At 73.5% G+C, this 18,374-nt stretch carries 17 protein-coding genes and 2 pseudogenes; 11 read left to right on the top strand and 8 right to left on the bottom strand.

The window, feature by feature from the left end; all coding sequences use genetic code 11:
• Position 1: 1 nt before the first annotated feature.
• Complete coding sequence (locus SHK17_RS19685; protein WP_322920449.1) at positions 2 to 1,384, top strand: dihydrolipoamide acetyltransferase family protein; 1,383 nt, start codon at positions 2 to 4, stop codon at positions 1,382 to 1,384.
• Between the two features lie 43 nt (positions 1,385 to 1,427).
• Positions 1,428 to 2,909 carry an amidohydrolase family protein gene (locus SHK17_RS19680; protein ID WP_322920448.1) on the top strand — a complete coding sequence of 494 codons (1,482 nt, stop codon included), beginning with the start codon at positions 1,428 to 1,430 and terminating at the stop codon, positions 2,907 to 2,909.
• Between the two features lie 23 nt (positions 2,910 to 2,932).
• Here the strand turns inward: SHK17_RS19680 and SHK17_RS19675 are convergent, their stop codons facing one another.
• Positions 2,933 to 4,492, bottom strand: coding sequence for a phytoene desaturase family protein (locus SHK17_RS19675; RefSeq protein WP_322920447.1), 1,560 nt, complete (start codon positions 4,490 to 4,492; stop codon positions 2,933 to 2,935).
• Between the two features lie 251 nt (positions 4,493 to 4,743).
• Here SHK17_RS19675 and SHK17_RS19670 point away from each other — a divergent pair, with 251 nt between their 5' ends.
• The 7 genes from SHK17_RS19670 to SHK17_RS19640 all read left to right on the top strand — a co-directional run bounded on the left by SHK17_RS19670 (position 4,744) and on the right by SHK17_RS19640 (position 11,819).
• Complete coding sequence (locus SHK17_RS19670; RefSeq protein WP_322920446.1) at positions 4,744 to 5,985, top strand: amino acid ABC transporter substrate-binding protein; 1,242 nt, start codon at positions 4,744 to 4,746, stop codon at positions 5,983 to 5,985.
• Positions 5,985 to 6,869, top strand: coding sequence for a branched-chain amino acid ABC transporter permease (locus SHK17_RS19665; protein ID WP_172267578.1), 885 nt, complete (start codon positions 5,985 to 5,987; stop codon positions 6,867 to 6,869). Before SHK17_RS19670 ends, SHK17_RS19665 begins: the two co-directional genes overlap by 1 nt.
• On the top strand, positions 6,866 to 8,707 hold the full coding sequence (locus SHK17_RS19660; protein ID WP_172267576.1) for a branched-chain amino acid ABC transporter ATP-binding protein/permease: 1,842 nt from the start codon (positions 6,866 to 6,868) through the stop codon (positions 8,705 to 8,707). Before SHK17_RS19665 ends, SHK17_RS19660 begins: the two co-directional genes overlap by 4 nt.
• The gene (locus SHK17_RS19655) at positions 8,704 to 9,483 is read left to right on the top strand and encodes an ABC transporter ATP-binding protein (protein ID WP_322423450.1); all 780 of its coding nucleotides are present in this window, start codon (positions 8,704 to 8,706) and stop codon (positions 9,481 to 9,483) included. The genes SHK17_RS19660 and SHK17_RS19655 overlap by 4 nt, the downstream gene beginning before the upstream one ends.
• Positions 9,484 to 9,682: 199 nt before the next feature.
• Positions 9,683 to 9,820 carry a hypothetical protein gene (locus SHK17_RS19650; protein WP_172267572.1) on the top strand — a complete coding sequence of 46 codons (138 nt, stop codon included), beginning with the start codon at positions 9,683 to 9,685 and terminating at the stop codon, positions 9,818 to 9,820.
• Between the two features lie 163 nt (positions 9,821 to 9,983).
• Positions 9,984 to 10,247 (top strand): hypothetical protein, encoded by a 264-nt coding sequence (locus tag SHK17_RS19645; protein WP_322920445.1) that lies wholly within the window; start codon positions 9,984 to 9,986, stop codon positions 10,245 to 10,247.
• A 54-nt stretch (positions 10,248 to 10,301) separates the two neighbouring features.
• On the top strand, positions 10,302 to 11,819 hold the full coding sequence (locus tag SHK17_RS19640; RefSeq protein ID WP_322920444.1) for a hypothetical protein: 1,518 nt from the start codon (positions 10,302 to 10,304) through the stop codon (positions 11,817 to 11,819).
• Here the strand turns inward: SHK17_RS19640 and SHK17_RS19635 are convergent.
• The 3 genes and pseudogenes from SHK17_RS19635 to SHK17_RS19625 form a co-directional block, all read right to left on the bottom strand.
• Positions 11,816 to 11,995: a hypothetical protein gene (locus SHK17_RS19635; RefSeq protein ID WP_322922067.1), complete on the bottom strand. Its 180-nt coding sequence runs from the start codon at positions 11,993 to 11,995 to the stop codon at positions 11,816 to 11,818. The two genes, SHK17_RS19640 and SHK17_RS19635, sit on opposite strands and share 4 nt — an antisense overlap.
• A 353-nt stretch (positions 11,996 to 12,348) precedes the next feature.
• Positions 12,349 to 12,723, bottom strand: a pseudogene (locus tag SHK17_RS19630) (SDR family NAD(P)-dependent oxidoreductase); the annotation flags it as partial.
• Between the two features lie 23 nt (positions 12,724 to 12,746).
• Positions 12,747 to 13,568: a maleylpyruvate isomerase family mycothiol-dependent enzyme gene (locus SHK17_RS19625; protein WP_322920443.1), complete on the bottom strand. Its 822-nt coding sequence runs from the start codon at positions 13,566 to 13,568 to the stop codon at positions 12,747 to 12,749.
• Positions 13,569 to 13,664: 96 nt separating this feature from the next.
• Between SHK17_RS19625 and SHK17_RS19620 the strand changes: the two genes are divergently transcribed.
• Positions 13,665 to 13,877, top strand: coding sequence for a DUF6458 family protein (locus SHK17_RS19620; protein ID WP_172267561.1), 213 nt, complete (start codon positions 13,665 to 13,667; stop codon positions 13,875 to 13,877).
• A 75-nt stretch (positions 13,878 to 13,952) separates the two neighbouring features.
• Positions 13,953 to 14,891, top strand: a pseudogene (locus tag SHK17_RS19615) (acyltransferase family protein); the annotation flags it as partial.
• 81 nt (positions 14,892 to 14,972) lie between these two features.
• On the opposite strand, the gene SHK17_RS19610 reads toward SHK17_RS19615, so the two are convergent.
• From SHK17_RS19610 to SHK17_RS19595, 4 genes are read right to left on the bottom strand one after another with little or no spacing between them, the layout of a single operon-like run.
• On the bottom strand, positions 14,973 to 15,578 hold the full coding sequence (locus SHK17_RS19610; protein ID WP_322920442.1) for a response regulator transcription factor: 606 nt from the start codon (positions 15,576 to 15,578) through the stop codon (positions 14,973 to 14,975).
• A complete protein-coding gene (locus tag SHK17_RS19605) occupies positions 15,575 to 16,621 on the bottom strand; it encodes a sensor histidine kinase (protein WP_322423445.1) in 1,047 nt (348 codons plus the stop codon). The genes SHK17_RS19610 and SHK17_RS19605 overlap by 4 nt, the downstream gene beginning before the upstream one ends.
• The gene (locus SHK17_RS19600) at positions 16,618 to 17,421 is read right to left on the bottom strand and encodes an ABC transporter permease (RefSeq protein ID WP_322920441.1); all 804 of its coding nucleotides are present in this window, start codon (positions 17,419 to 17,421) and stop codon (positions 16,618 to 16,620) included. The genes SHK17_RS19605 and SHK17_RS19600 overlap by 4 nt, the downstream gene beginning before the upstream one ends.
• Positions 17,418 to 18,302: an ABC transporter ATP-binding protein gene (locus SHK17_RS19595; RefSeq protein WP_322920440.1), complete on the bottom strand. Its 885-nt coding sequence runs from the start codon at positions 18,300 to 18,302 to the stop codon at positions 17,418 to 17,420. The genes SHK17_RS19600 and SHK17_RS19595 overlap by 4 nt, the downstream gene beginning before the upstream one ends.
• Positions 18,303 to 18,374: the final 72 nt, after the last annotated feature.

The following is an 18,374-nucleotide window of genomic DNA, read 5'->3' as shown; positions in this document are numbered from 1 at the left end:
GGTGCCCCGGGTGCTGCGGATGCCGAGCGTCTCCGCCAACGCCACCGAGGCCGTCCTGGCCGAGTGGCTGGTGGCCGAGGCCGTCGACTTCGACGCCGCCGACGCGCTGGCGACCGTCGAGACCGACAAGGCGCTCGTCGACATCGAGGCCGACGCCCCGGGCGTGGTCCTCACGACGCTGGTGGCGGCCGGGGCGCAGGTCGAGGTGGGCGCCCCGATCGCCGTCCTCGGCACACCCGGCGAGCGGGTCGACGACCTGCCCGCGCTGCTGCGCGAGCTGGGGGTCGGCGACCCGGCCGCGCAGCCCGATCCGGCCGACCAGGCCGAGCCGGTCGAGCAGGTCGAGCGGGCGGAGCCCGACGTCGACCCCGGGTCCGGCAGCCCGATCACCGAGGAGGCCCCGGTCGAGCCGCCCGTGCCGGCCGCCCCGCCCGTGCCGGCCGCCCCGCCCGTGCCGCCGAGCACCCCGGCTCCGTCCCGTCGCGGCGGTCGGGTCTTCGCCAGCCCGCTCGCGCGCAAGATCGCCCGCGACGCGGGCCTGGGCATCGACGACATCCCCGGCACCGGCCCCAAGCAGCGGATCCTGCGCCGCGACGTCGAGGCCGCCCTGGCCGCCCGCAGTGCCGCTCCCGTAGCGGCACCCGTCGCTGCACCCGTCGCTCCTGCTGCACCGGCGCCCGCGCCGGCGGCGACCGACGCCGGCTACGAGGACGTCCCGCACACCCGGCTGCGTCGTGCCGTCGCCGAGCGCCTCGCCTCGAGCAAGCAGGACGCCCCGCACTTCTACGTCCGCACCACCATCCGCGCCGAGCGGCTGCTCGCGCTGCGGGCCGAGCTCAACGAGGCCCTCGACGGCGAGGTGAAGGTGTCGGTCAACGACCTGGTCGTCAAGGCGGTGGCCATCGCCCACCAGCGGGTGCCCGACCTCAACGTCACCTGGCGCGACGACGCCGTACGCCGGTGGCAGCGCGCGGACGTCGCCGTCGCCGTCGCCACCGACCGCGGCCTCCTCACGCCGGTGGTGCGTGACGTCGGCTCCCTGTCGGTCTCCGCGCTGGCGTCCGGCGTGCGCGAGCTCGCCGACCGCGCGCGACGAGGACGGCTGCGGCAGGACGAGCTCGAGGGCGGGTCCATCACCGTGACCAACCTCGGCATGTTCGGCGTGGAGGAGTTCGCCGCGATCATCAACCCGCCCCACGCCGCGATCCTCGCGGTGGGCGCCGTGCGGGACGAGCCGGTCGTCGAGGACGGCCGCGTCGTCCCCGGCTCGGTGATGAGCCTGACCCTCTCGGTCGACCACCGGCCCGTCGACGGTGTCGTCGCCGCGCGCTGGCTGGCGGAGCTGACCGCGTTGCTGGAGCGCCCCGTGCGGCTCCTCGCCTGACGACGGCGCCGACCGGCGCCCGGGGTCCCCAGGAGGACACCAGATGGACGACATGCAGGACGACATGCAGGACGACAAGCAGGCCGAGAACCAGAGGACCGGCATCAACCGGCGCTCGATGCTGGGCGGCGCTGCGGCGGCCGCCGGGGCGCTCGGGGCCGCCGCGGTGGCCTCGCCCGCCGCGGCCGGGCGCGGGCGCGGGTCGCACCCCGACCACGGGCACGACCACGGCCGCGGTCCGCGCGAGTACGTCCTCACCGGTGGCTACGTCGTGTCGATGGACCCGGCGGTCGGCGATCTCGACGGCGGGGACGTGCACGTCAAGGACGGCCGCATCGTCGCGGTCGGACGCGGCCTCCGTGCCCGTGGCGGCCGGATCGACGCGCGCGGCATGGTCGTCATGCCCGGCCTCGTCGACACGCACTGGCACCTGTGGACCACGCTGTTCAGGTCCATGGCCAGCTCGTCGCCCGCGACGGCCTACTTCGCCCTCAACGTCGCCAACGGCGTGCGTGCGCTGCCCTCGGACCTCTACCAGGGAGCGCGCCTCGCGCTGGTCGACGCCCTCAACACCGGGGTCACGACCGTCAACGACTGGTCGCACAACATCCGCACGCCCGACCACGCGGACGCCAACCTGCAGGCCCACCGCGAGGTCGGCCTGCGCGGCCGGTTCTCCTACGGGACCCCGCAGGGCTACCCCGGCACGTCGGTGATCGACCTGGCCGACATCGCCCGCGTGCAGCGCGAGTGGTTCGACAGCGGACGCGTGCCGCTCATGCACCTCGGCCTGGCCGGGCGGCCGCCGGGGCTCGTCGGTGAGGCCGTCTTCCGCCCCGAGTACGACGCGGCGCGCGGCCTGGGACTGCCGGTGAGCTACCACGCCAACTCCACGCGCGCGCAGGGCGCGCTGCAGATGGTGCGGCAGCTGGCCGAGCAGGACATGCTCGGCCCGGACACGCAGCTGATCCACGCGCTCTACACCACCCCGGAGGAGCGGGCGGCGATCCGCGACTCGGGTGCCAGCGTGAGCATCTCGCCGATGTCGGAGCTCCTCATCGGCTACGGCATCTCGCCCGTGAAGGACATGGTCGACAGCGGCGTGCTGCTGACGCTCTCGGTCGACACCCTGTCGCTGGTGGGGTCGGCCGACATGTGGGCGGTGATGCGCCTGACGACGGGCCTGCACCGCGGCGTCGCCGAGCAGGAGCTGTCGATCAACACGCGCCGGGTGCTCCAGATGGCGACGATCGACGGCGCCCGCAGCCTCGGCCTCGGCGACGTCACCGGCTCGCTGACCCCGGGCAAGCGGGCCGACGTCGTCATGGTCCGGCGCCACGACGTCGCCACGGCGCCGGTCATCGACGTCGCCAACACCCTCGCGCTCGCGGCCGGAGCGGAGAACGTCGACACCGTCATCGTCGACGGACGGTTCCGCAAGCGCGGTGGCCGGCTGCTCGACGTCGACACCGAGCGGGTGGTGCGCAGCACCGAGCAGGCGATCGCGGCGCTGCTGGCCCGCTGACCATCCCTCCGCGGGGAGTCGGCTCAGGCGGGGCCCATCACGTCGAGGGGGTCCCGCCCCAGGGCGGTCAGGACGGTCCGTGCCGCGTTGCGGCCGGGCCGTCCTGACACCGACCCGCCGGGGTGCGTGGTCGAGCCGGTGAGGAAGAGGCCCTCGATGCCCGTGTCGTAGCGGGGCCACCCCGGCAGCACTGCGTCACCGAGGAGGAACTCGCCGCCGTGGCAGGAGCCGCCGAGGTTCTGCGGGTTGTGGGCGGCGACGTCGGGAGGTGACTCGGTCCGCACGGACAGGACGTCCGCGTCGGCCAGGCCGCCGGTCCGCCGGCGGACGAGCTCGACGAGCGCCGCGCCGTGCTCGTCGCGGGTGTCCGCCCACGAGCGACCGTCGGCGCGCCGCCACGGCGCCATCGTGAGGATCTTGAACGTCCCCCCGGTGCCGGCCACCCGACCGGGGTCGACCACGGTCTGGTTGACGACCAGCAGCCACGGGTCGTCGGCGTCGACCTCGCCCGCCGCGCACCGGTCGAGGTGGCGCGCCATGCCGTCGGTGGTGCCGAGGCCCGCCGCGGCGCTGGCGATCCCGGCGTCGCCGTACGAGAGGTCGCCGCGGAGGGCGGCGTGGACGGCCAGCACGCTGAGTCCCGGCCGCCAGGTGTCGCGCGCCTCGACGAGGTCGGGCGTCGGTGCCGCGCCGACCACCTGGTCGGCCACCCGGGCGAGGTGGCCACCGGCGACGACGGCGCGGTCCGCGGCCACCGTCCGCCCGCCGACGCGGACGCCGGTGATGCGGCGCCCGTCGCTGACGTAGCCGTCCACGGGGGAGGAGCAGAGCACCCGACCGCCGTGGGCGACGACCACGCGGGCCAGCGCGTCGGGCAGCGCCTGGCTGCCGCCGACGGGCGTGGACCAGCCGTGGTCGAGCCGGCCGACGGCCAGCGAGGACGGCAGGAAGCCCGTGCCCCGCCGACGGGGGTCCTGGATCGTGGCCATCGCGAGCCACAGCACGAACGAGCGCACGACCGGGTGCTCGTAGGTCTCGTGGACGACGTCCCAGGCGCTGCGGGCGCGGAGCGCGACGTACGCCGCGGTGGTGGCGTCGTCGGGCTGCGCCAGCGCGGAGCTCCACCTGCCGTGCGCCGCGCCCAGGCCGCCGCGCCACGTCGCCACCATCTCCGCGAACGCGCGCGCGTCCCGCGAGGAGAACCGGGCCAGCTCGTCGCACGTCGCCTCCAGGTCCGGTCGCATCACCAGCACGTCGCCGTCCGGCTGCGGCATCACGACGGCCGGGTCCGTGGTCAGGTAGCGCAGCCCCTGGTCGGCGACGAGCCCCAGCTCGTCGTCGCGGACGAGGGGGTTGTTCTGGATCAGCACGTGGGCGCTGCTGCACGAGTCGTGGGCGAACCCGGGCAGCGTCAGCTCCTCGGTGCGGGTGTTGCCGCCGATGCCGGGCGAGGCCTCCAGCACCAGCACCTCGAGACCGGCGCGGGCGAGGTAGGCCGCCGCGACCAGCGAGTTGTGACCGGCACCGACCACCACCACCTCGGCGCGCGCGGGCAGGTCGTCCGGGACCGGTTCCAGCACCATGTCGCTCTCCTCTCGGTCGGCTCAGGCTGGCAGGGGCCACAACCGATTGCAAGGGTGGCGGTGCCGCTTGCCGAGCCGTCGGGCCCCACGACGCGGGTGCGGGGCGGCGTACCGAAAGACGCAGCGGCACGGTCGTTGCCGTGGCTCAGTGTGCCTTGCGGGACTTTTGACGGGGGATCCCTTGACACGTGTGGCGTAGTTCACAACACTGACGATGCCGCAATCGATTGCGGATCGACCGAGGAGGAAACATGGTCCACACTTCCCGAGGCGGACGTCGGAGCCTCATGGCCGCGGCGGTGACCGGTGTCCTGGTCACCAGCCTGGCCGCCTGCGGTGGCGACGACGGCGGAGGTGGCGGCAGCGACGACCCGATCGTCATCGGCAGCTCCCTGCCGCTGACCGGCGAGTTCTCCCAGCCGGGCCAGGCCGCCGAGCAGGGCTACAAGGTCTGGCAGGAGATGGTCAACGCCGACGGCGGCCTGCTCGGGCGCCAGGTCGAGCTCGTCATCAAGGACGACGCGTCCAACCAGAACACGATCGTCACCGACTACAACGCGCTGATCAGCCAGGACCGGGTGGACCTCCTCCTCGGCACCTTCTCCTCGCTGCTCAACCTCCCCGCCTCCGCAGTGGCCGAGCGCAACCAGATGCTCTACGTCGAGCCGGCCGGCGGCTCGCCCGACATGTTCAACCGCGGCTTCGAGTACCTCTTCTTCGCCCAGCAGTCCACGGCTGACAAGCAGGGCAAGGTGTTCGCCGAGTGGGTCGCCCAGCTCCCCGAGGGCGAGATCCCCGAGACCGCCGCCTACCCGACCCTCGACGACCCCTTCGCCGCCCCCAACGTGGCCGGCATCCAGGCCATGCTCGAGGAGGCGGGGGTCGAGACGGTCTACGAGGAGACCTACGCGATCGACACCAAGAACTTCGACACGATCGTCAGCGCCATGAAGAACGCCGACCCGGACCTGGTCGTCCACGGCGCCCAGTTCGAGGACGGCATCGGCATGACGCGCGCCATGCTCAAGGCCGACTTCACGCCCGACATGTTCTTCCAGACCAACGCGCCGTCCTTCGGCAGCCAGTTCACCGAGGGCATCGGGGAGGACAACACCGAGGGCGTCTTCTACGCCGTGAGCCACTCGCCCGACGCGGACACCCCCGGCAACGCCGAGTTCGTCGCGAAGTACGAGGAGATGTACGGCGGAGGCGAGGTCCCCGAGGACGCCGCCGACGCCTACGCCGCCGCCGAGGTGCTCCAGGCAGCCGTCGAGGCCGTCGGCAGCATCGACGACCAGCAGGCGCTCGCCGACTGGCTGCACGAGAACGAGGTGGAGACCATCCTCGGCCCGCTGTCGTGGGACGAGACAGGCGCACCGCAGGGCGACTTCCTCATCGGCCAGTGGCAGGACGGCGCCCCGCAGATCGTGCTCCCCGAGGACGCCGCGACCGCGGAGATCACCCGGAACTGGACGCCGGGCGGCGCCGGCTGATGACCGTCTTCCTCCAGAGCCTGGTCCTCGGGCTGCTGCTGGGCGGCGTCTACGCCCTGGCGGCCAGCGGGCTGACCCTGATCTTCGGGGTGATGAAGGTGATCAACATCGCCCACGGGGCGTTCCTGGTCCTCGCGTCCTTCATCACCTACACGCTGTGGGACGTGGTGGGCATCGACCCGCTCCTGGCCATCGTGATCACCACCCCGCTGGTGTTCGCGATCGGCTGGGCGACCTACAAGGTCGTCGTCTCACCGATCCGGTCGGCGCCCATGGCCTCCACCGTGCTGCTGACCTTCGGGCTGGCGCTGGTGCTGGAGGGGGCGATGGGCGAGATCTGGGGGAACAACTCGACCGCCATCCGGCCGTCGTACGCCGACGAGTCGTTCACCATCGGCGGGATCTTCCTGCCCAAGGCGCAGGTCTTCGGCGGCCTCATCGCCGTCGCCGTGCTGGTCGTGCTCTGGATCGTGCTCACCCGCACCTGGCTGGGCCGCGCGATCCGGGCGGCGGCGAGCAACCCGTCCTCGGCCCAGCTCGTCGGCATCCGCACGGCGTCGGTCGCGGCCCTCGTCTTCGCCATCGGCATCGCCGCCGCGGGCGCGGGCGGGGCCATCACCGGCGTGCTCTACCCGTTCGTCCCGGGCTCGCACTACCAGTGGATCGCCCGCCTGCTGGCCATCGTCGTCCTCGGCGGGCTCGGCAGCCTCAACGGCGCCGTGCTCGGGGCGATCCTCTTCGGCCTCGCCGAGGTCTTCACCTCGACCTACGTCTCGCCGTCCTGGGCCACCGCCGTGCCCTACGCCATCGTCTTCGCCGTCCTGCTCATCCGCCCGCAGGGCCTGCTCGGGACCCGACTGAGAGAGGACGCCGTCGCCGCATGAGCAGCAGTCCTGCCCCCGCCCCGGTGTGGGCCCAGACCCTGTGGTGGGGACGCGCCGTGGCGCTCCTCGCCGCGATCGCGCTCCTCGTCTACCCGCTCGTGACCGAGGACCTCTACTACCAGAACATGATCATCCTCTCGCTGGTCTTCGCCATCGGCGCCAGCGGGCTCAACATCATCTCCGGCTTCGCCGGCTACATCTCCCTGGGCCAGGGGGCGTTCCTCGGCCTCGGTGGCTACACGATCGGGGTGCTCGCCGCCCGCAACCCCGACACCTCGGTCTGGCTCTGGGTCCCGGTGGCCGGCGTGGTGGCGGCGCTGATCGCGCTGGTGCTCGGCCTGGTCTCCCTGCGCTCGTCGGGACCGGCGTTCGTGATCATCACCGTCGCGTTCCTCTTCCTGGTGCAGGTGTTCGCGGTCAACTGGGTCTCGGTCACCAACGGCACCGCCGGCCTCACCATGCCGCTGCCCGACTGGGACCGCGACATCATCAACCTGCCGTTCTACTACGCCCTCGCGGCCGTGCTCGGCCTCCAGCTCCTCATGACGTGGTGGATCCGCCGCACCAAGCTCGGCATGGGCCTCATCGCGATCCGCGAGGACGAGACCAAGGCCGCCACCATCGGCATCAACCTGCCCGTCGAGAAGATCATCGCCTTCATGGCGAGCGCCGTGTTCGTCGGCATGGCGGGCGCGATCTACGGCTACTACCTGACCTTCATCGACCCCCGCGGCATGTTCAGCATCCTCATCAGCGTGCAGCTGGTGCTCTCGATGCTCATCGGCGGGAAGGCCACCCTCTGGGGCCCGGTCCTCGGTGCGTTCCTCATCGAGCCGCTCAACGAGATCGCCAACAACAGCTTCGGTGGCGGCAACGCGCGCCTGTTCCTCTTCGGCGGGCTGCTGGTGCTGGTCGTGATCTTCCTGCCGCGCGGCATCCTCCCGGCGATCGAGTCGGCGCTGAGCTGGCGGCGGACCCGCAACAAGGCCGGACTGGTCGGCGCCCGGATCGGCACCGGCGGCAGCCTGGCCTCGCTCACCGACCGGGTCCAGGTCGTCGACCGCAGCGAGATCCCCGACCGCCCCCTCCTCGAGGTCACCGGGCTGGTCAAGCACTTCGGCGGGGTGAAGGCCGTCGACGGCGCGAGCCTCGTCGTGCCCGAGGGCTCCATCACGGGCCTCATCGGGCCCAACGGCTCGGGCAAGACCACGCTGTTCAACCTCATCGACGACACCATCCGCGCCGACGGCGGCCAGATCGTGCTCGACGGCGAGCGGATCGACGGGATGCGCTCGTGGCAGCGGGCCCACCGCGGCCTGGGCCGCACGTTCCAGATCACCCGGCTGTTCCGCGAGATGACGGTCCTGGAGAACGTCGTCGCCGCGCAGGCCGAGTTCTCGTTCCGCGGCCTCGGCAGGATCGCCGTCAGCGGCAGCGAGGCCCGCGCGGCGGAGGAGCTGCTGGAGTTCGTGGGTATGCGCGACTTCCGCGACCAGCGGGCACAGGCGCTGTCCTACGGCCAGCAGAAGCTCGTCGAGCTCGCGCAGGTCCTCATGCTCGACCCCAAGCTGATCCTGCTCGACGAGCCCGCCGGCGGCATCAACCCGGTCCTCATCGACCGGATGGGCGAGATGATCCGCGAGCTCAACTCCTACGGCAAGACGTTCCTCATCGTGGAGCACAACATGCCCTTCGTGCTCGGTCTGTGCGACCCGGTGCACGTCCTGGGCCGGGGCAGGACCATGGCCTCGGGCACCGCCGACCAGATCAAGAACGACCCCGCCGTGATCGATGCCTACCTCGGCGAGGACTTCCACATCGAGGAGGCCCGGCGATGACCGGCACCGGCACGGCACACCCGATGCTCCGCATGCAGGGCATCGTCGCCGGCTACGGAGGCGGCGACGTGCTGCAGGGCGTCGACATCTCGGTCGCCAAGGGCTCGGTGGCGTGCATCGTCGGGCCCAACGGCGCCGGCAAGTCGACGGTCCTCAAGACCGTCAGCGGGCTGCTCACCCCGCGGCTCGGGGAGGTCCACCTCGACGGCGAGCCCATCCACGCACGGTCCGCGGCCCAGATCCTCGAGCTCGGCATCTCCCAGGTGCCGCAGTCCAACGCCCTCTTCCCGTCGATGTCGGTGCGCGAGAACGTGCTGCTCGGTGCCTACATCATCCGCCGCGACAAGGCGCTCGTCCGGCAGCGCTACGACATGGTCGCCTCCATGTTCCCGATCGTGGCCGACCGGTCCGCCGACAACGCCGGCAACCTGTCGGGCGGCCAGCGGCGGATGGTGGAGTTCGCCCGGTCGCTCATGCTCGACCCCGTCCTGCTGCTCCTCGACGAGCCGTCGCTCGGACTCGACCCCAAGTCGTTGCAGGTCCTCTACGACTCGGTGATGCTGCTGTCCGACAGCGGCAAGACGATCCTCCTCGTCGAGCAGAACGTCCGGTTCGGCATGCGGATGGCCACCGACGGCATCGTGATGGAGAGCGGCCGGGTGATCACCCAGCGTCCCGCCGCCGCCGTGCTGAACGACCCCGAGCTGGCCCAGATGTACTTCGGCGGCTCGGTGTCCGAGGTGAAGGCCGAGGAGCCGGTCGTCCCGCCGAGCTGAGTGCAGACCGCTCGTCTGAACCACTGATCTCGTCGTGCCACACCCGTGACGCCGTGGAAACCGCTGGTCTGGACCTCCGTAGATGTACGGATGTATCAGGACGGGTACGGGAGCATCCTTGATCGTGACAGGGAGCACATGGGGGAGAGATGAGCACGAGCATGACCACCAGCACGACCAGGGTGACAGGGGCCGGACGATGATCCGCATCGGTTCGGTGGAGCAGGGCGCGTACGACGTGCGCGCCGACGTGCGGCCCGGCGGCCTCCAGCCGTCGCTGCCGCGTCCGCGGCCGTCCGCCGACTCGGGCACAGGGGCCCGCCAGGCGGGCGCCTGACGGGGCGCCTGACGCAGGGAGCTTCGAGCGGCGGCCCGGTCTGGACCGTCTCTCGAAGACTTCCCGCAGGGTCTCCCGAGTAAAGGAAACCCGCGGCGCGTGCTCCTAGCCTCGTCGTCAGGCGGTCCGTGGGGGATCGCCGGGTGCCGAGGAGGAGTCCGCCATGAAGGACAGGGACGACGACCGGGTCGGGGACCTGGGGGACCTCGCCGGACGGATCAGGTACCTCGAGCAGTTCACCGGGTCGCTGGTCGCGCGGGAGCCCCGCTCGGGCACCGACGCGCAGGTGATCTCGCTCCACGACGCCCCGACGCACCGCGTCCCGGCACCACGTCGGGCGCGCATCTTCCTGCGCCACGGCGAGGGGCACGGGACGTTCGCCGACGTCACCATCACGGCCCCGAGGCCTCGCGCCGCCAGCGACTGAGAGCCGCCGGGGCGCCTCCCCGGGCCGGGCGGCGCGCTCACCTAGAGTCGCCCGGTGGTCTGGCTGGTCGGTGTGCTGCTCCTGCTCTGGATGGCCTGGGGGCCGGTCGTGCTGGTCGCCGCGGCCGCGACGCTCTGCGTGCCGCGGGTCCGCTGGTGGGTGCAGGACCGGACCTTCCTCGACCGCCGGACCACCGCCTGGGTGACGGGTGCGGTGGTCGTCCTCGGGGGCGTCGTCGTGGCCGTGCCCGACGGCCGGCTGCCGGTCCCGCCGGCACCGGGCGCCTGGGCGGGACCGTCGTACGTCGGTCGTCCGGCCATGCCGCGCCCGGTCGTCGCCGAGACCCCGTCCCACCCGCACCGCGCCGCCGGCAGCCCGCTCCAGCGCCCCGGGCCGCTCGGCCTCCAGCCGGAGGTCGAGACCGCGTGGCTGGGGCTCGAGCGCTGCGGGCGCCTCGAGGTCGCCTCCACCGACGCCCTCGTGGCGCTGTGCTCGACCCGGTCGGGCAGCAACCTGCGGCTGGTGGACCCCGAGACGCTGCGGCCGACCGGGACGCGCGAGCTGCCCGCGCGGAGCGACGGGTCGGCGTGCGGGGAGGACGCCTTCTACCTCGACGCCGCCGACCGGGCCGTCGTCGCGACCGCCGACCGCCGGGTGCTGGCGGTCCCGACCCGGACGGAGGAGGGCGAGCCGGGGCTCGGGGAGCCCACCACCTGGGACCTCCGGCCCTACGTGCCCGACCGCGACTGCCTGGTCGCGCTGGCCCCGGACTGGTCGGGCCGGTTGTGGTGGGTATCCCGGCGTGGCCTCGTCGGCACCATCGCCGCCGACACCGGACGGGTCGCCGTGACCGACCTCGGCGAGGAGGTGCGCCGCGACATCGCCGTCGACGAGGCGGGCGGCGTCTACGTCGTCACCGACGCCGCGCTGCACCGGTTGGCCGCCGGCCCGGACGGCACGCCGCAGCCCGTGTGGCGCACGGCGTACGACGGCTCGAGCGGCTCCGCGCCGGTCCCGGTCGGCGCCGCCGGACCGGGCGGCGCGGTCGCGATCACCGACACAGCCGAGGACCGGCTCGGCGTGCTGTTCCTCGCGCGCGACGACGGCCGGACGCTGTGCCGCCAGCCGGTCTTCGAGGAGGGGGGCGGCGCCACCGACAGCACGCTGGCCCCGCTGGCGAGCGGCGTCGTCGTCGCCAACAACCACGGCTGGTCCTCGCCCCGCAGCACGCTGCTCGGGTTCACCGGCAGCCCCGGCCTCGCCCGCGTCGACCTGGCGGCCGACGGCTGCGCGCTGCGGTGGACGAGCGACGCCGTCTCGCCGAGCTCGGGCGCGACGGCCAGCTGGCCCACCGGGCTGCTCTACGCCTGGACCAAGCGGCCCTCCCTCGCCGGGGTGAGCGCGTGGTACCTCACCGCCGTCGACGCCGAGTCGGGCCGCAGCATGTGGAGCGTGCGCACCGGCACCGGGCTGCTCGCCGGCAGCAACGGCTCCGAGGTCCTGGTCGGATCCGAGGGGTCGGCCTGGCTCGGCACCATGGCCGGCCTGGTCCGCGTGCGCGACCGCCGCTAGCCGCGCGCCGGCCAGGCCAGGCCGACGGTCTCCTCGCTCGTCTCCCACAGCCGGCGCTGGGCCATCTCGTCGCGCGCCAGCGCCGTGGTGTCGACGACCTGCGGCGGGCCGCTGGCCTGCCCGGGACCGCCGGGGCCGACGTAGGTCCCTCCCGGCAGGTCGGCGGTGGCGGCCATGAGGGTCGGCCACGCGCCGGCCTCGGCCGACTGCGAGACCGCCTTGACCGCGGCGTCGAGGATGGCGGCGCGTCGCCCCTGCGTGGTGCCGAGCTGGCCGTTGACGGCGAGGTGGGTGCCGGCGAGACCGGATGCGCGGCCAGTGCGGTGACCGGCAGCGCAGCCCGACGCAGGCGCCGGTCGAGCTCGAAGGTGAAGAGCAGGTTGGCGAGCTTGGTCTGGGCGTAGACGCGCCACCGGCTGTGGCGCCGGCGCGCGTGGGGGTCAGCCAGGGGAGCCGACCGGGCGAGGCGGTGCATCTGCGAGGAGAGGGTGACGACGCGGCCGTCGCCGGAAGCGGTGAGCTGGTCGAGGAGCAGGCCGGTGAGGAGGAAGGGGCCGAAGTGGTTGGTCGCCATCTGCGACTCCAGCCCGTCCGGGGTGCGGCGGTAGGGGCTGGCCATGATGCCGGCGTTGTTGACGAGGATGTGGATCGGTCCCAGCCGGGCGGCGTCGCGGCCGGCGGCACGGACCGACTCGAGGTCGGACAGGTCGACCAGGAGGGTGTCGAGGGCGGCGCCCGGCACCTCGGCGGTGATCGCCTCGGCCGCGGCGTCGAGCTTGGCCGGCGTACGTCCCGCGAGCGTCACGCGGGCACCGTGGCGCGCCAGCCCGAGCGCGGTGTGGAAGCCCAGCCCGCCCAGCGTCGGCCCGGTGACCAGGGCGCTGCGACCGGTCTGGTCGCCCACGTCGGCCGGGGTCCAGCCCGCGCTCACGGCGTCACCCGCATCGAGGCGAGCACCCGCTCGCCGAGCGCGCGGTCCCCCGTGACCTCCACGCGGCCGGGTGCGGCCGGTCGGCGACCGCCGGCCAGGACGACGAAGGTCTCCTGGTCCATCGCCAGCGTCGCGGTCGGCGCCGCGTGCGTCTCGTCCGCGCCGGCCGCACGCCCCCGGCCGTCGTCGCCCACCACCACGGTCACCGGGTCGTGCCCGACGACCAGGAGCCGTACGGCGCTGCCCGCCGGCGCCCCGGCGCGCTTGGCGACGACGTAGGGGAGGCTCTCCATGAGGTAGTCGGTCGCGTGCCGCGCCGGCGCCGAGTCGAGGTTGCCGGGCAGGTCCAGGGCGCGGCGGACGTCCTGCTCGTGCATCCACACGTCGAGCGGGCGGTTGCGCAGCAGCAGGCCCGTGGTCCAGCCGATCGCGCCGAAGGCACCGGGCGCCGGCGCCGAGGCGTCGGTCGGCGGGTCCGCGAGGAGCTGGGTGTGGCGGGCGGTCGTCGACTCGCGGATCTCGGTGATCAACGCGTCCGGGTCGTGGGAGCGGCGCGCGGCCACCCCCTGCTCGGTGAAGCGGCCCATGGAGCCGTGCGCGTGCGGCGCCTCGCCGATCTCGACCTCGTCGTGGTCGCGCCCCGCGAGGAGCGCCTCGAGGTGGGCGGTGTGCGCCGCGACGGCGTGCACGTCCCAGCCGGGCAGGTCGGTCGGCGTGGCCCACTGGTCCTCGCCGACGTGCTCGAGCAGCCGGGTGAAGGAGTCGACAGCCTCCCACCACACGGCGACGAGCGAGGCCAGGCGCTCCTGATCGGTCATGCTGCAGAGACTAGGACGTGGCGGGCACGGTCCCGCCGCGGCGGGGCCCCTGCCCTACGCTGCGGTGACGGTCGCGCACCCCACGAAGGAGTCGTCATGGGTATCGGAATCGGCATCTTGCTGCTCGTCATCGGCCTGATCCTCCTCTTCGCCATCAAGGAGTTCCCCGACTCGGTGCAGGAGGTCGTCGACCCCACCACCGTCGGCTGGATCCTGGTGGTCGCGGGCGTCCTCGCGCTCGTGCTGGCGCTCGTCATGAACAACCAGCGCTCGCGCACCACCCACGTCGAGGAGCGCCGCGACCTCTGACCGGGCCTGCCCGTGATTTGGGTACGTCTGGTAAGGAACGGCGCCGACGTCCCCGCGGGCTGACAAGACTGGCCCATGACCGCACGGCAGGCTCCGCTCGACGGGGTCCGCGGCGTGGCCGTCCTGGCGATCGTGGCGTTCCACGCGATGTCGGACCGGCTTCCCGGGGGCTACGTCGGCGTCGACCTGTTCTTCGTCCTGAGCGGCTTCCTGATCACCCGGCTGCTCCTCGTGGAGCTCGGGGCGAGCGGGCGGGTCGACCTGCGCGCCTTCTTCGTACGCCGCGCGCTGCGGCTCCTGCCCGCCCTGCTGCTGTGCTGCGCGGTGGCGGCGCCCCTGTTCGCGCTGCTCCCCGTCACGGACAGGTCGGCGTCCCTGCTGGGTGCCCTCGCGGCCGTCACCTACACGTCGTCGGCCCTCGCCGCGGCCGGCACCGACCTCGGCTGGATGCTCCACACCTGGTCGCTCTCGGTCGAGGAGTACTTCTACCTCGTCTGGCCGCTGGCGCTCACCACGTTCGCGCTGCGCCGGCACCGGGTGGCGATCATGGGCGCGGTCGTCCTCGTCGCCGTCGGCTACCGGCTCGCGGTCGGGGCCGGCACCGACTGGAGCGCGCAGCGCATCGCCTACGCGCCCGACACCCGCGCCGAGCAGCTGCTCATCGGCGCCCTTATCGCCTTCCTCCTCGCCCGGCGGGCGCTGCGCGTCCCCACAGGGCTCCTCGTCGTGGCGGCGCTGGTGTTCCCGGTCTTCGCCGTCCTCCCGGCGCACCTCGGCGAGCCGTTCTACTTCCGCTTCGGGGGGTCCACCGCGGTGGCCCTCGCTGCCGCGGTCCTCGTCGCGGGACTGGTGGACGGCCGATCGACGCCGCTGCACCGGCTGGCGTCGCTGCGCCCGCTGACGTGGGTGGGCGAGCGGTCCTACGGCATCTACCTCTGGAACCTGCCCGTCGTCGCGATCATCGCCGCGACCCCGGTCCCGGGTCCCGCGCAGATGCCGGTCAAGCTCCTGCTCACCTTCCTGGTCCCCGCGCTCTCGTTCCGCTACGTGGAGCGACCGTGCCTGCGGGCCAGGGGCCGGTTCGGAGCCGGTCGCTCACAGCCAGCCGCGGTCCTGGGCGATCCGGGCAGCCTCGCTGCGCGTGGTGGCGCCGGTCTTGCCGATCGCGGCGGAGAGATGGTTGCGCACCGTGCCCTCCGAGAGGTGCACCCGCGCGGCGATCGCCGCCACGGGTGAGCCGTCGAGGGCGTACGTGAGCAGCTCGCGCTCGCGCCCGGTGAGCGGGCTCGGCCCGTCGATCAGCGACTCGGCCGCGAGGTCCGGGTCGACGACCCGGAGCCCGGAGTGCACCCGGCGCACGGCGTCGGCGAGCTGCCGGGCGGGCGTGTCCTTGACGACGAAGCCGGAGGCCCCGGCCTCGATGGCGCGGCGGACGTAGCCCGGCCGCCCGAAGGTGGTGACGATGAGGGACCGCACGCCGGGCAGGTCACGGCGTACGGCGGCCGCGGCGTCGATGCCGTTGAGGCCCGGCATCTCGATGTCGAGCAGGCAGACGTCGGCCGCGGAGGTCCGCGCGGCCTCGACGACCTCGTCGCCGCGTCCGACCTGCGCCACGACCTCCAGGTCGGTCTCGAGGTCGAGCAGCGCGGCCAGGGCGCCGCGCACGAGGGCCTGGTCGTCGGCGAGCAGCAGCCTGATCACGGCAGACCCACCTCGACCCGGGTCCCGGGGGTGGTCGCGGTGACGCTGAGGGTGCCGCCCACGCCGGCGACGCGCTCCCGCATCCCGCGCAGGCCGTTGCCCTCCGCGCCGGCGCACCCCGCGCCGTCGTCGGTGACGCTCATGCCGCGGGCGCCGAGCTCGATGACGACCGACCCGGCCCGCGCGTGGCGCACGACGTTGGTGACCGACTCGCGCAGCACCCAGGCGAGCAGTGCGCGATGCCGCGGGTCGGTGTCGGCGACGGCGCCGACGACCTGCGTCGTCACCCCCGCGTCGGCCAGGACGCGCGGCGCCGCGGCCAGCTCGGCCTCGAGGTTGCCGGCCCGCAGCCCGCCGACGGTCGCGCGGACCTCGGCGAGCGCCTGCCGCGCCGTGGTCTGGATCGACTCGAGCTCCTGCTTGGCCCGGTCGGGGTCGAGGTCGATCAGGCGGGCGGCGAGCTCGGCCTTGACCGACAACGCGGTGAGGGAGTGCCCGAGGACGTCGTGGACGTCGCGGGCGACGCGCTCCCGCTCGGCGACGAGGGCGTGCTCGCCGCGTGCCTCGTGGGCGAGCTCCTCGCGCTCGCCGAAGATGCGGAGCATCACGCCGCCGACCATGATCGGCCAGAGCATGAGGAAGAAGAACGTCGGGAAGCCGTCGATGTCCATCAGCGACAGCACGGGGAACGCCGCCCACAGCGCGACCGCCCACTTCCACGCCGGGCTCGGCAGCTCGAGGGCCGAGAGGATGGCGAGGTAGGGCGTGAAGGAGATGACGCCGATCCCGATGACCGGCAGCGTGGCGAGGGCGAGGGCGAGCATGACGCCCAGCGCCAGCCAGGTGCTGCAGCGCTGGGAGTAGCCCAGCACGTTGGCCACCGCGAAGCCCGCGATGCAGAGCAGGGCGGCCACCTTGCCGGCGAGGGGGACGTCGGACTCGACGGCGGCGGTGATCGGGAAGACGAGGAAGACCAGCCAGATGGACGCGAACGCCCACCCCCACTTCTCCCAGGGGTTGACCGGCAGCGCCTCCGTCGTCACGTGCGCGCCCGGCTCCGTCGTACGCCCCACAGGGCGAGCAGGGAGAAGATGACGGTCCACGCGAGCACGTTAGCGACCGGCAGCCACAGGGGGTCGCTCCCACCGAGCGGCAGCGTCCCCTCGGACAGCGGGTAGCGGGCCAGGGCGGCGTAGCCGTAGAGCGGGGTGAGCCGCCCGACCTCGAGCAGCAGGCCGCTCATCGGGGCGAAGACGTTGCCGAGGAAGGCCATCACCACGATCATCCCCGACGCGATGCCCGGGGCGTTCGGCCCGCGGAAGACCAGGCAGATGGCGAGGCCGTAGACCGCGAAGAGCGCCGACCCGAGCCACACGAGCGCACCGGACAGCAGCCAGTCCGACCAGTCGCCGCGCGCGCCGGTCGCGGCGCCGATGGCGTAGATCGCGGTGATCGGCACGAGGGCCACCACCATCGCGATGGCGGCCTTGGCCGCGAGGAAGGCCAGTGGTCGCATGGGGGTCAGCCCGAGCTGGCGCCCCCAGCCCATCAGCTGCTCGGTCGCGGCGCTGCCGGCCACGTTGGTGGTGGCGGTGACGGCGCCGTACGCCGCCATCGACACCATGACGTACATCGCGACGTTGCCGGTGCCGACCGGGTCGTCGGAGCCGAGGCCGAAGACGAGGTACATGAAGGCGGGCAGCACCACGATGAAGAACATCCCGATCCGGTCGCGCAGCTGCCGCCGCAGGTCGAGGCGGGCGTAGACGGCCATGGCCGGCCGGGGCAGCGGTCGCGTGGCGCGGTCGCGGGTGTCGTCCCCCGCGAGGACGGTGGCGGTCATCGGGCCGCTCCGACCAGCTCGGCGGTCGTCGCGTCGTCCTCGGCGGTCAGCGCGAGGAACGCGGCTTCCAGGCTGGCGGCCGAGACCTCGAGGTCGGTGACGCCGAGCGGCGCCAGCGCGCGTCGTACGTCGGCGAGCCAGGCGGGGTCGATGCCGTCGCCCCCGACCGCGTGGGCGGGTGGTCGGAAGGTGAGGGTGCGCCCGCCGTACGCCGCCCGCACGTCGGCGGTCGCGGCGTCGTGGACGACCCGGCCGTGGTTCATCAGGACCGTCCGCTGGGCGAACTCGTCGGCCTCGACGAGGTAGTGGGTGGCGAAGACGATCGTGCGGCCGCGGGCGGCGTCTGCTCGCATCGCGCCCCAGAACTCCTGGCGGGCGCCGACGTCCATGCCCGTGGTGGGCTCGTCGAGGATCACCAGGTCCGGGTCCGGCACCAGCGCGAGCGCGAACTTGAGCCGCTGCTGCTCGCCGCCGGAGCAGGCCTCCACGCGGCGCGCGGCCAGGTCGGTGAGCCGGGCCCGCTCGAGCACGACCGCCACCCGGTCGGAGCGGCCGTGCAGCGCGGCGATGGCCCGCACGGTCTCCTCGACGGTGAAGTCGTTGAGCAGTCCGCCGGTCTGCATGACGGCCGACACGAGGCCCCGCCGGACCGCCTGCGCCGGCGCCATGCCGTAGACCTCGAGGGTCCCGGCGTCGGGCCGGGTGAGGCCGAGCAGCATGTCGACGGTGGTGGTCTTGCCGGCGCCGTTGGGGCCGAGGAACGCCACGATCTCGCCCGGCCGCACCGTCAGGTCGACGTCGTCGACTGCCACCACGGGGGTGCCGTCGGTCGAGCGGAAGGCCTTGCGGAGCCCGGAGGCGTGGATGGCTGGGGTGCTCATGCCCCCCAGCCTCACGCCGTCCGGTCCCCGCGGCCCCCGGGAAGTGTCACGACCTGGCCGTGACAGGTGTCA

This window comes from Nocardioides renjunii, assembly GCF_034661175.1.
GTDB classification, from domain to species: Bacteria; Actinomycetota; Actinomycetes; order Propionibacteriales; family Nocardioidaceae; genus Nocardioides; species Nocardioides renjunii.
Note: the sequence above shows the minus strand (reverse complement) of the source record. Positions and strands in the feature narration are given on the sequence as shown.